Below are 12,481 nucleotides of genomic sequence, written 5' to 3'. Positions count from 1 at the left end.
CGAGAGGCTGTGCCTTCCATCCGCGCTGCCCACGCGCCATCGCGCGCTGCGCGAGCGTGGTGCCGGCTCTGTCTGCCGTCGGCGGCGACCGACAGGTCGCCTGCCATCTCGTGACCGGGCCGCAGGCCGAGACGCGGGACGCAGCGTGATGGGACGCTATTTCGCCATTCGGATCGGACGCGCGGCGCTGACAATCGTCCTCGTCGTTACCTTTGCCTTCGTCGTGCTGCGGCTGTCAGGCGACCCCGCGCTGATGATTTTGGGACCGGAGGCGCCGCCGGAGGTCATTGCAGCCTTCCGCAAGGCCTGGGGCCTCGATGATCCCATCTGGTTCCAGTATCTCGACTATTTCAGCGCCATCGCCAAGGGCGAGCTCGGACGCTCCATGCGCGACGGGCGGCCCGCGATCGAGCTCGTGCTGGAGCGTATCCCGGCGACGCTGGCGCTGACGCTACCGGCCTTCGCATTCAAGGTGGCGCTGGGCATTCCCGCCGGGATCTACGCCGCGCTGCACCGGGGATCGGCGATCGACCGCGCCGTGATGATGACGGCGGTCGCCGGCTTCACCGTGCCAAGTTTTGTGCTCGCGCTGCTGCTGGTGCTCGTCTTCGCCGTGCAGCTCGGCTGGCTGCCGTCCGGCGGACAGGAGAGCTGGCGGCACGCGATCCTTCCCATTGCGACGCTCGGCCTCGGGGGAGCCGCCGTGCTGGCGCGCTTCACCCGCAGCGCCATGCTGGAGGTGCTGGGTCAGCCTTATATCCGCACCGCCTCGACCAAGGGCGTGCCGTGGCGCAAGGTGGTGACATCGCATGCGCTTCCGAATGCAGCGATCCCCACTGTCACCATTTTGGGCTTCATGGTGGGCACGTTGATTGCGGGCGCAGTCGTGGTCGAGAGCGTATTCGCCTGGCCGGGAGTAGGGCGCCTGCTCGTCGTTGCTGTCGCCAACCGCGATCTCGCGGTCGTGCAATGCATTCTCTTGCTGGTCGCGCTGACGATGGTCACGTCAAACCTGATCGTCGACTTCCTCTACGGCTTCCTCGATCCGCGCCTGCGCGCCAAAGGGGCGCACGCATGAAGGGGGCCCACGCATGACCGACGCGACGCTGAAGGACACGGCCGTCCGCCGCCGTATCAGCCTGCCGGCGATTCCGGTCTCGGTCGCGCTCGCGATCACATGGATCGTTGCCATGCTGGTGATCGCGGCCTTGGCCGAGAAGATCGCGCCCTACGGCTTCACCCAGCTCGACCTGCGCAATCGGCTTGCGGCGCCCGGTAGTGTCTCGCACTGGCTCGGCACCGACGAGCTCGGCCGCGACGTGCTGTCGCGGCTCCTCGTCTCGATCCGCATTTCGCTACTGATCGCCTTCGGCGCCACAGCGATCTCGGCCGTCGTCGGCACCACGCTCGGCTTCCTGGCCGCGCATTTTCGTGGGGCCATCGAGCAGCTCGTCCTGATGCTGACCGACTTCCAGGCCAGCATGCCCTTCCTGATCATGGCGCTTGCGGTGCTCGCCTTCTTCGGCAATTCGCTGCCGCTGCTCATTGGCCTAATGGGGCTGTTCGGCTGGGAGCGCTATGCCCGCATCGCGCGGGGGCTGGCCATCTCCGCCAATGCGCAAGGCTATGCGGCCGCGGTCCGCCAGCTCGGCGCGACGCCGTCGCGGATCTACTTGCGGCATATCCTGCCCAACATTGCCTCGACCCTGATCGTCTCGACCACGCTGGTTTTCCCCGAGGTGATCCTGATGGAATCAGGCCTGTCCTTTCTCGGGCTCGGCGTACAGCCGCCTATGACCAGCCTCGGCAACATGGTTGGCTATGGCCGCGAATATCTGACCCGCGCGCCCTGGATCATGCTGGCGCCGGCCACCACGATCGTGGTGACCACGCTGGCGGTCTCCGTGATCGGCGACTGGCTGCGCGACCGGCTCGATCCGACCCTGCAATAGGCCGCGTCGGGAGCAGGGGAGGCCTGCGCGAGGCCGATCCAGGCCTTTTCGGGCAAGTTCCCGTTGCGCGCGCCCAGCCCGTGCGCTATCCGGCCGGAAAGGCCTGAGGCGGCTTCCATATTTTCCCGCCCGGCCAATGCAAACCGAGGACGGAAATCGCCATGCCAGCCTATCGCTCCCGCACCACCACCCACGGCCGTAACATGGCGGGCGCCCGCGGCCTCTGGCGCGCGACGGGCATGAAGGATGGCGATTTCGGCAAGCCGATCATCGCGGTCGTCAACTCGTTCACCCAGTTCGTGCCCGGCCACGTCCACCTGAAGGACCTCGGCCAGCTCGTTGCCCGCGAGATCGAGCAGGCCGGCGGCGTCGCCAAGGAATTCAACACCATCGCAGTCGACGACGGCATCGCGATGGGCCATGACGGCATGCTCTACAGCCTGCCGTCGCGCGAACTGATCGCCGACAGCGTCGAGTACATGGCCAACGCCCACTGCGCCGACGGCCTCGTCTGCATCTCCAACTGCGACAAGATCACGCCCGGCATGCTGATGGCCGCGCTGCGGCTCAACATCCCCACGGTGTTCGTCTCGGGCGGCCCGATGGAGGCCGGCAAGGTCAAGCTCCAGGGCAAGACCAAGGCCGTCGACCTCATCGACGCCATGGTCGCCGCCGCCGACTCCAAGGTCAGCGATGAGGACGTCAAGGCGATCGAGCGTTCTGCGTGTCCGACCTGCGGCTCCTGCTCGGGCATGTTCACCGCCAACTCGATGAACTGCCTGACCGAGGCGCTGGGCCTGGCGCTGCCCGGCAACGGCACCGTGGTCGCCACCCACGCCGATCGCAAGCGCCTGTTCGTCGAGGCCGGCCACACCATCGTCGACATCGTCCGCCGTTATTACGAGCAGGACGATGCGTCCGTGCTGCCGCGCAACATCGCGAACTTCAAGGCGTTCGAGAACGCGATGACGCTCGACATCGCGATGGGTGGCTCGACCAATACCGTGCTGCATCTGCTCGCCGCCGCCCATGAAGGGCAAGTCGAGTTCACCATGCGCGACATCGACCGCCTGTCGCGCCGCGTGCCTGTGCTCTGCAAGGTCGCGCCTTCGGTGGCCGACGTGCATGTCGAAGACGTGCACCGTGCCGGCGGCATCCTGGGCATTCTGGGCGAGCTCGACCGCGCCGGCCTGATCGACACCTCGGTCTCGACTGTGCATGCGCCGACCATGAACGACGCGCTCGAGCGCTGGGACATCAAGCGCTCGAAGAGCGAAGCGGTGCGCACCTTCTATCGCGCCTCGCCCGGCGGCATCCCGACGCAAGTCGCCTTCAGCCAGGAGCGCCGCTACGACGAGCTCGATGCCGACCGAGAGAAAGGTGTCGTGCGCGATATCGAGCACGCCTTCAGCAAGGACGGCGGCCTCGCCGTGCTCTACGGTAACCTCGCGCAGGACGGCTGCATCGTGAAGACCGCGGGCGTCGACGCCTCGATCCTGAAGTTCTCCGGTCCCGCGCGCGTGTTCGAAAGCCAGGACGCTGCCGTCGAAGGCATTTTGGGCGGCAAGGTCGTCGCGGGCGAGATCGTGGTCATCATTTACGAAGGCCCGCGCGGCGGCCCCGGCATGCAGGAGATGCTGTATCCGACGAGCTACCTGAAATCGATGGGCCTCGGCAAAGCCTGCGCCCTCGTTACCGATGGACGCTTCTCGGGCGGCTCATCGGGCTTGTCGATCGGACATCTGTCTCCGGAAGCGGCTGAAGGCGGTAACATCGGTCTGGTGCGGACCGGCGACCGCATCGCCATCGACATCCCGAACCGCAGCATCAGCCTCGAGGTCTCGGACGAGGAGCTTGCGAAGCGCCGCGCAGCGGAAGAGGCGAAGGGCGATGCCGCCTGGCAGCCGACGAGCCGCAAGCGCAACGTCTCGACCGCGCTTCAGGCTTACGCCGCGCTCACCACCAGCGCTGCGCGCGGCGCCGTGCGTGAAGTGAAACGGCGCTCGAACTAGCGCTACACCGTTCGCGCCTCGCGCGCATGGTCAACGGGTTCTGAACGGCCGGCGAAAGCCGGCCGTTCGCATTAAGGATGCAGCCTCTGCCGGCTGCTACAATTGCTACGCGCCGCCGCCGTGCACGACGTGCTATCAGCAGCAATACGTCGCGCCGCAGTACCGCACCGTCGACGAGACCGTGATGGTGTCGCCGGGCTCCGTCGTCGCGCACCGCACGCCCGCGCAGTACCGCACCGTGATGGTGCCGCAAACCGTGATGGTGGCGCCGCCGAGCGTCCAGTACGAACGCATTCCGCCGCAATATGCTACGCGCCAACGCGTCGAGATGGTTTCGCCCGGCTATTCCTACTACGCCCCAGTGGCGATGGGCTGCGCGTCCTGCGGCTACTGAGATAACGCACTTACGGAGAATTCAACGCGGCGCTCCTCATGTGCGCCGCGTTTTCTTTTCGCGGCAGCAAACGAGGCCCGGAAATGGAGGCGAATCCAACCGGGCCTCGCAACCAGCGACGTCCTGGGAGATGTCGCCAGTGTCCGGGATTGCTGAGGGGCCGGGCGTGTGCCGGTGGCCGACTGTGGCGTAAGGTAGAGGAACAGGCTGACACTCGCCTGACAGATGGCGCCCGGCGGAAGAGTTTTGGTGAGGGCGCCAACTTCGGCTTGCCGCCGGCTTGCGTTGCTGGCTGCGCTCCGGCGCGCTCAATGTTGCTGCCGCTGACCTGCTCCCGGGGCTAGAGTTCAGGCCAGCGGCGCAAGAGCCCAGCGCACTCGTTTCTTGTTTTCAAACGCTAGTGGGAGAAGCTGACTCGAGACTGACAGACAGCGCGGTGTTGTGTCGCAGACAGACCGGCTCGGGCGCTCAGCCTTTCGGCTTTTCCCGCTCGGACAAGAAGTCGTCGATCGCGTCCTCTAGGCGTTGCGTTCGGAGGCTACCTCGGCTAAGTGCCGGATCTATCTGCGAAGGAAGGGTGGCCGAGTGGTTTAAGGCACCGGTCTTGAAAACCGGCGTGCCCGCAAGGGTACCGTGGGTTCGAATCCCACCCCTTCCGCCAGAAAATCCCGCCATCTAATTGAATTGTATAGATATTTCTGTTTGCAGCGTCGCGCTGTCCTAGCGGCTGCCCCAGCTCGTCGGTTTGCGCCGGGGCGGGCGATGACTCTTTCAGTGTGCGCGCCACTCCCTAGTGCCACAAACTCCCATCTGATTCTTTCCTTACTGAAAGACCGCCTTAAACGGATAGAGAATCCATATCCCTCTTCGCGAAGCGAAGACGGCGGCTCCAAGTCCACCCCTGACGCAACACACGTCAACGGCAGACCGGGGGCGTTACAAACGCCACATGCGGACCCTCGCACGCCGCTGATCGGCGCCGTTCGGCAGATCCTTTTTTCGAGCATCAGCTCGTCGGTCGGGGGTGATCCGTTCGCCCGCCCCCATTTGGCCTGTGACCGCACTCCCATCCATCGGCCGGGTATCGACGCGCGCAGTCGGATCGGTGTGCGCATGAACTGCGCGCCGCGTCGTACGAACCGATGAGAAGATCTGTCCTTGGAGAGGGAGTTGAGATCACCGGCGCAGCGTGTATGTTGCGCGTAACGTGATCCGATCCTCTCGTCCGCCAAGACAAAGGTTTCATCGGGTCATAGACCCCAGCGTTGCTTGCAGGCTTCGCTGGGGTCGATTTTTTTTTCTGCACGCTCTCGCCTGACTTGTCGAGACCCCGCGAGCCATCTTCGGAACTTCCTCAGACAATCGCCAACAAGATTTTGCTTGTTACCAGACTATCGCGCGCGACGACTTTATGGTTGCTTGCATGCGTCCACAGGAAGAGTTGCCCGCGCCCCTTTTTCACAGAGGGGGCGTGCCCACCGATCAACCAACCGGTTTTTGCCGGGGGAGAGGCAGCGCACTATGGACCAACAGAATCCTTCCGTATCGCGTCAGATTGCGGCCTTAGAACCGCACCACCTGGCGCCGCTAGCGTTCACGATCGCTGAAGCGTGTCAGGTTGCGAGGGTCGGTCGCAGCAATCTGAGCGCTGCAATTCATAGCGGGGCCCTGCGCGCGCGTAAGCTTGGCGTAAAAACCTTGATTCTAAGGGACGACCTGCGCGTTTGGTTGGAAACTTTTCCGCTCGCTTCTTCCAGCGATTCCAGCACTGGGACAACTCGCGCCCAAGCCGAGACGGTCGCTGCGCCGGCGCGTCGCCCGAGGGGCAGGCCTCTGCGCCGACGCGTCGAAGCTGTCGGCGAGGCATGACGCGATGCGCTACTATCGGATCGAGATTGACGGCGGTACCGTCTTCACCAGCCATGATGAGCGCGGTCAGAACGATCGCGGTGCACTGCAAGTAGAGCTGGACATCCCCGTCGCCGCGTTCGCGAGTCCTGGCAATGCCGGCGCCTTCGTCAAGGTGTGGGGTATCCCGCTCTCGATGATCAGCCAATCGAAGAACCTGACCCGGAAGCGCATCAAGGTGTTCGGCGGCTTCAAGCAGGGCCTCCCGCTGGCGAAGCCGCGGCAATCGGGCCTCCTCGTACAGGGCTGGATTTATCAGGCGTTCGGCAACTGGCAGGGCACGGATATGAGCCTCGATTTGGTCATACAGGCCGGGCCGCCCCCCGCAGATGACAAGCCGCTCGACAACCCGAGAAGCATCTCGTTCATCTGGATGAAGGGTCAGAACCTCGGAGAGGCGATCAAGAACGCGCTCAGCCCAGCATTCCAGGGCTACACGGTCAACGCCAACGTCTCGTCGAAGCTGACCGCGCTCGAAACTCAGACCGGTGCTTATGACTTGCTGTCGGCTTTCGCGCGGTGGGTCAATCAGGTGAGTAAGGCGCTCATCAAAGATCCGAACTATTCCGGTGTCGACATCACCATCACCGGCAACACGATCAACGTGATCGACAACTCGGCGCCACCCAGATCCGGCACAAAGCAGATCGCGTTTGACGATCTCATCGGTCAGCCGACATGGATTGAGGCGCCGTCGATCGCGTTCAAGACCATGATGCGTGCGGACTTGAAGATCGGCGACGAGGTGATGATGCCGAAGACGCTGATCACGAATTCGCAGCAGGCCATGTCGTCTCTGATCAACCAGAAGGCCGCGCAGCAAGGCACCTTCATCTTGTCGTCCATGCACCACATTGGCAACTACAAGCAGCCGGATGGCTATAGCTGGGTGACGGAGTTCAACGCCTTCCCGAAACAGATTCAGACCGCCACATAGCTTGCAGGTCGCCTTTACGCGCCACCTCGATGTTCGGGAATGAATTGGGGCAGGATGGTTAGGGTGGCCTGAATCGATCGCGGCGGCCGCTCGAGGTCGCTCGCTTCAGCTGTCGTCAAGACGATGGTCAGGCTGGTCAAGCTTGGGGATGATTGCCAACGCGGTCACGCGAGTAATAGAGCGCCGTCCCTCGCGGTGCCGCGCCCCCCACAAGACTTGCAGTCGCACACAACTGAGGGCTCTGCTGCGTCCGCCCGCTCTATGGCACGGATTCGCCGGCGGGCCGACCGTGAGATCGATTTCTTACCGGCCCACTAACGATCACCAAATGACCTGCGTCTCTAAGAGTGTACGCGGCCGAATTGATCGTTTCGGCCGCTTGCACCGCAGTTGACGCTAATTTCTTGATCGCACAGCGGTCACTTCCCACGACGTGTCTTTGGCGTCGCCTTTGGCGAAGAGTCGGTGTTGGTTTGGGCAGGAGGCGGAGGAGGATCCCAATAGAACCTCGCTTGCTTTCCGCTGAAATAACCATCGCAATACTCATCTTCGCCGTCGGATCGAGTTACAGCGGTATAGAGGTTGGCCGTTTCGCCATCCGATCGCGCTTCCATCTTGCAGTTGCTAGTGTTTCCACCCTTTCGCACATCGATGGAGGACAAAAACACGAAATTCGGATCGGCGTGTACAACTTGGACGTTGCGAGCGCTCGACTCGGAGGCGCTATATTGAGCCGATGCATGTAAATGATATTCCGGTGAGTTGCCCGCCGGCCATATTTTTGTTTCTACCTTCACCCGCGCTCTCATAGGAAAGAATCCAGTGATTGAGTGTTTCGCTTGGGTCTTGGCATCGATAAATGGCAAAGTCACCGGGCCTGTGTCCCATACGGAATTGGTCTCTATGATGACATCGCACGAGTCTTTTCCGGCGCGGTATATATGCTTGGGGTCAAGACAATCATTGGAATCTTCAATGCTCTTTGCCGCAATAGAAGGTCGCCGAAGTAACTTGTACTCCGGCTGGTCCAGCAATCTTTGTTCTTGGAAAAGCGGATAGTAATAAATGTGCATAATGATCTTGTTTGTGAGCCCTTCTTGCTGATGGTCGGGCTCGAAACGCAGTCTTATATCACCTTTGCTGCTGATGCAGTCACTCCACGCCTTCAAGATATTGCTTGCACCAGAGTACAGCAGAAATTGCTCACGCTCGTCTGAAATAAATGTAGATCTGTCGGAGCGACCAAGTTGTCGACTGGCGCTACCAGCATCGTTTGCTTTGATCGGAACGCCATCTATGTCAAAACCCGCACCGGCACTATGAGCGAAATCCAGTTTTTCAGATTGCGATGATGCTCGATCCATAAAATAGAATGACGAGTGTCGATAATCAGTTACGTCATACACCTTGTTGACGAGCACATCTGCGCAGGGACTTGGCTGAGCGTTGGCGTTAGTAGCAATCAGAATTCCAAAGAGAAAAGCGATTGTTCTAAGTATGAGATACATTGGAAGCCCCCATTAAAATGGTCGGGTGCAATGTCAAACCACACAACTATAGCGCGCTCAGGAAAAATAAGAAAGTACCTTCGCTAAGGAAAATGTCCGCGTCCGCGCAAGTTTAATTTTTCATGTTTCGGCAGGTCCGAACTTTTGTTCGGTGGGAGGGCTAACTCCCGCGTGGCCTTGGCGCTACATTTGCAAGTATCGACAGGACGCCCTTGGCAGAAGCTTTCTTTCGGTACTCCGCCCGCCGCTGTCACACACATGCACCGAAACGCCGGAACAGACCTTGCTGGGAGCAGCCTCAGCGCCATGGCGTTCTCGTCGTGGCGGCTCTTGGCGGAATGTCAGCGTTCCGACCCTCCAGAGTGAATTGGCCCTGGCGAGCGACCACTCACGCCAGGGCCAACGAGATCGATCGGCGGTACATCCGCGCCAGTCGCGTCTCATAACAAAACCGCTCCGCCGTTGCTGGCACGACAGCAAGAAGAACGGTTGGGCTGGCGAGAGGATATCCTGATCAGCGCGAGTGATCATGCAGCATCCGTGCTGACAGATCAACTTGCGCGCTTGTTACCATTTTTCAACAGCGAAATTCGCGAGCATGAGCGATCTGCGATAGAGTTCAAACTATGCAGGGACTCACTCACGCAAAGCCACATCGGAGATATCACAGTGAAGCCCGAAGAATTATTGAACGAAATCCAAAAACTCACGAGCACCTTGAGCGATACCGTAGCCGCTGAAGTTCAGAAGGTGAGCGCGAAATGCGATGCGCTCGACGCCGAGCTGAAGCAGCTCAAGGCCGACGCCGCCAAGAGGAAAGACGGCGGCGACGACGGGAGTCCAACGGGATACATTGGCGATCCGGCGGCTGTGCGTGTCGCAGCAGACAGCGTCTCTCGTACTGAGTATCAAGTTCTGCAAGATCAGGTGCGCGACATGCGGAACCGGATGCCGGTCCCTCAGACCCTGGCAACCCGCAATGCGTTTGCCGATCTGCAGGCCAAGGCCGATGTCGCCTACACCGCGCTCGGCGAGCGTGCCTCGCCCCCGATGGTCAGCGAAAGCATCCTCGACTATCAGGTCAGGCTCCACCGCGGACTGCAGCAGCATTCCAAAAAATGGAGAAAGACCGAGCTTGCGGCGATCGCGCGGGATAGCTCAACGCTCAACTCGGTGTGCGATGAGATCCGCGCCGACGCGGTTGCGTATGGTCTCAACCCGCCAGATCTAAAGCCGTTCGAGCACCGAATGATTACGGAGACGATGCCGAGCGGTCACGTGATGAAGCGCTTCGTCGGTAACGGCACGATCTTCAAGCAGCTCTCGCGCCCGGTCCGGCACGTCCAGTACATTGGCACCCGCTACGCGCAGTGAGGAAAAGCTCGCCGGCCCCCGCGTGCACTGCGCGGAGGCCTGCGGTGCACGTAGTTGATTATGGAAGTTTCCAAACAAAAGGGGAAAGGCGGCCGGCGAGCTGGTGCAGGGCGTCCCAGGGAGTTTGTCCCGACGAAGGCGATGCGCGATCTGGTGAGGATGAATCTGGCGATGCGATCCTACACACACGCCGAACTGTGCGAGGTCTTGATCAATCCGGTGACGGACCAGCCGATCAGCCTGCAGACCTTCGCCCGAGTGTTTGCGCGGGAGATCAGGACCGCCAAGATCGAATTGGACGGCATCGCCATGGCCGGGTTCGTCAAGCAACTTCGGCGCGGCAACATGACCGCGTTCATCTGGCACAGCAAAACGCAATGGGGCTGGAGCGAGCGCAAGGGACGGCAGGTGCAGTTTGCGCTGCCGGCACTCAAGACCGCAGCCGACGTCGTTGGTGCGCAGTCGGCCATCACCGCGGCCATGGCTGCCGGCCAGCTCACGCCGACTGAGGCAGCCGAAGTCGCTGCCATCGTCGAACTCTCGCGCCGCGCGATCGAGACTGTCGAGATCGAGACGCAGCTCGTGAAAATCAAACAGAGGATTGGAATCGATGACGACGGCACGGATTAAAGCTCTTCTCGCGAAGATCGAACGCTTGCTTAACGCGAAGCGCCGCCCGACCGACAAAGTCTTTCGGACTTTGTTCGTTGAAGGTGGACTTCCAGGGCCGATCAATTGGGCCTACGCGGGCACGCTGAGGTGGAAGCGCGAACCGGACGAGGATCTGGAGGCATTCGCCAGGCGGGCCGCTGCCGCTGCCTATGCCGCCGGCGAGATGGCCTTGACCGTAGGCGGTCTACCGCGAGGTGATGAGCTGGCGGAGTTCGAGACTTTCGAGGAATGGTGGAGCACTATCGCGCCGCACTACAGCGACGTGCCCCCGGAGGAGTCGCGGGGCAGCCAATGAGCGAGGAACAGTCGAAAAAGCGGCAGCGCAATCGAGCGCCGCATAACCGGAAAAAGCAGGGGGAGGGCGAGCCGCGCCACCGCCCGCTCCACGCTTTCAACGATCCTGGCCGGCCGATCGCCGCCGACATTTACAGACCACCGACAGCAGTAAGCAGCCCAGAGGAAGTTCTCGCCCTGGCCTTCGCGAAGTGCGGCACCGACTATGGCGGGCCACTCGGTGCTAGGGCCGCCGATAGGGCATAGGAGCGTCTACGACAGGATTGTTGATCAATTTCAGCAGCCTGGACCTCAGATGTGGCGGACGGTGGATCCGCCAAGCCGGAGAAAACGCAGCGTGATCACCGGAAACGCCTTCCAATCAAGCAAGACCCACTGCCCCAGGGGGCACGAGTACACGCCCGGGAACACCAAGCTCGCGAAGTCGACGAAGCCGGGCCGTTTCAAGCGGCAGTGTCGGACGTGCAAGTCCGAACGATCAAAGCGCCCGCGCGTCGACAAGCCGCTAGCATCGAACGCCGCGCAGCAGGCGCCCGACCTGGCTTCCGCCGCGCAGCCTTCCGTGAATCCGCCAGCGAACCCGGCGCCAGCGCACCCCCACGTGCCGCCGCCGATCCTCGCGCTGCTCACCGCCGATCTTGCGCAGCTCGCAACCGCGCTCGCCCAGTTCGCCGCAGCGCTCGCCGACGCCACCGGCATGGCAGCCACCGAGGCACATTCCGTGACCGGCGCCGAGGCAGTCACAGCGCCCGGCGGCCATCGTGGCACGAGCGCCCGCCCGAGTACCAAGAGCTGCACCGCTGCGCCGACGGCTGATCATGCCCAGCCGGAGTCGATGATAGACGCGCCGAACGCGCCGCGCCCCTTCCAGCAATTGGCGCTTCGATTCCTCGAATACACCGGGCGACAGCGACCGCTGCAGGCGAAGGCGTCACCAGTACCACGGCTGCCGAACAGGGCGCGCAAAAGCAGCAAGTCCGATAGCGCCCGCAAGAACAACACGTCCGGATACGAGGGCGTTTCTTGGAATTGGGGCCGCAATAAGTGGGTCGCCTATGTCACCAGCGGATCGAAGCGCCATTACGTTGGCCTGTTCGATGATCCCGCTGATGCCGCGCGGGCGATCGAACAGGCCCGCGCCCAACCTAAAACCTATTTTGAAAATCGCCGTCTTCTACGTGCCCGTCGCTCCGGCCGGCGCCGCCAACAATCGCGCCAGCCGGCGTTTACTGCAGCAGCGATTGGGGCCGGGCACTGTCGGATCTGAGCCGCGGGGGTACTTCCGCTTTCGGCGGCATTAGCGAACTTGCCCGGACTTACTACTCGCTCGACCCGGTCGCGAATGACCCTGGCTGTGTAAAAACGCGAATGATCGAGACACGGCTAGAATTACATTCTTCAGTTCGTCGTCTAAGTTGAAGCCACGTGCT

General features: G+C 62.0%; 11 protein-coding genes, 1 tRNA gene and 1 pseudogene. 12 read left to right on the top strand and 1 reads right to left on the bottom strand.

Going from position 1 to position 12,481, the window contains the following annotated elements:
* From AC629_RS48975 to AC629_RS25560, 8 genes and pseudogenes are all read left to right on the top strand, one after another.
* Positions 1-149 (top strand): annotated as a pseudogene (locus AC629_RS48975) (peptide ABC transporter ATP-binding protein); the annotation flags it as partial.
* Positions 149-1,078: an ABC transporter permease gene (locus AC629_RS25590; protein WP_084807701.1), complete on the top strand. Its 930-nt coding sequence runs from the start codon at positions 149-151 to the stop codon at positions 1,076-1,078. The pseudogene AC629_RS48975 and the gene AC629_RS25590, both read left to right, overlap by 1 nt.
* A gap of 13 nt (positions 1,079-1,091) precedes the next feature.
* Positions 1,092-1,952 (top strand): ABC transporter permease, encoded by an 861-nt coding sequence (locus AC629_RS25585; protein WP_084807700.1) that lies wholly within the window; start codon positions 1,092-1,094, stop codon positions 1,950-1,952.
* A gap of 161 nt (positions 1,953-2,113) precedes the next feature.
* Entirely contained in the window at positions 2,114-3,964 is a 1,851-nt protein-coding gene (ilvD, locus tag AC629_RS25580) for a dihydroxy-acid dehydratase (protein ID WP_084807699.1), read from the top strand.
* A gap of 70 nt (positions 3,965-4,034) precedes the next feature.
* Complete coding sequence (locus AC629_RS25575; protein WP_084807698.1) at positions 4,035-4,358, top strand: hypothetical protein; 324 nt, start codon at positions 4,035-4,037, stop codon at positions 4,356-4,358.
* Positions 4,359-4,929: 571 nt separating this feature from the next.
* Positions 4,930-5,019, top strand: a tRNA-Ser gene (locus tag AC629_RS25570).
* A gap of 860 nt (positions 5,020-5,879) precedes the next feature.
* Positions 5,880-6,227: a helix-turn-helix domain-containing protein gene (locus AC629_RS25565; RefSeq protein WP_084807702.1), complete on the top strand. Its 348-nt coding sequence runs from the start codon at positions 5,880-5,882 to the stop codon at positions 6,225-6,227.
* Positions 6,228-6,231: 4 nt separating this feature from the next.
* Positions 6,232-7,203 carry a hypothetical protein gene (locus AC629_RS25560; protein WP_084807697.1) on the top strand — a complete coding sequence of 324 codons (972 nt, stop codon included), beginning with the start codon at positions 6,232-6,234 and terminating at the stop codon, positions 7,201-7,203.
* Between the two features lie 419 nt (positions 7,204-7,622).
* On the opposite strand, the gene AC629_RS45620 is transcribed toward AC629_RS25560, so the two are convergent.
* Positions 7,623-8,711 (bottom strand): hypothetical protein, encoded by a 1,089-nt coding sequence (locus tag AC629_RS45620; RefSeq protein ID WP_143199435.1) that lies wholly within the window; start codon positions 8,709-8,711, stop codon positions 7,623-7,625.
* A 669-nt stretch (positions 8,712-9,380) separates the two neighbouring features.
* On the opposite strand from AC629_RS45620, the gene AC629_RS25555 reads away from it, so the two are divergent.
* The 4 genes from AC629_RS25555 to AC629_RS25535 all read left to right on the top strand — a co-directional run bounded on the left by AC629_RS25555 (position 9,381) and on the right by AC629_RS25535 (position 12,318).
* Entirely contained in the window at positions 9,381-10,085 is a 705-nt protein-coding gene (locus AC629_RS25555) for a hypothetical protein (RefSeq protein WP_143199434.1), read from the top strand.
* A gap of 171 nt (positions 10,086-10,256) precedes the next feature.
* On the top strand, positions 10,257-10,715 hold the full coding sequence (locus AC629_RS25550; protein ID WP_143199433.1) for a hypothetical protein: 459 nt from the start codon (positions 10,257-10,259) through the stop codon (positions 10,713-10,715).
* On the top strand, positions 10,696-11,052 hold the full coding sequence (locus tag AC629_RS25545) for a hypothetical protein (protein WP_084807694.1): 357 nt from the start codon (positions 10,696-10,698) through the stop codon (positions 11,050-11,052). Before AC629_RS25550 ends, AC629_RS25545 begins: the two co-directional genes overlap by 20 nt.
* 306 nt (positions 11,053-11,358) lie before the next feature.
* Positions 11,359-12,318 carry an AP2 domain-containing protein gene (locus AC629_RS25535; protein ID WP_143199432.1) on the top strand — a complete coding sequence of 320 codons (960 nt, stop codon included), beginning with the start codon at positions 11,359-11,361 and terminating at the stop codon, positions 12,316-12,318.
* The last annotated feature ends 163 nt before the right edge of the window (positions 12,319-12,481 follow it).

Source organism: Bradyrhizobium sp. NAS80.1 (genome assembly GCF_001908205.1).
Lineage (GTDB): Bacteria > Pseudomonadota > Alphaproteobacteria > Rhizobiales > Xanthobacteraceae > Bradyrhizobium.
The sequence above is the reverse complement of the archived record's forward strand: the minus strand, read 5'-3'. Positions and strand labels throughout refer to the sequence as shown.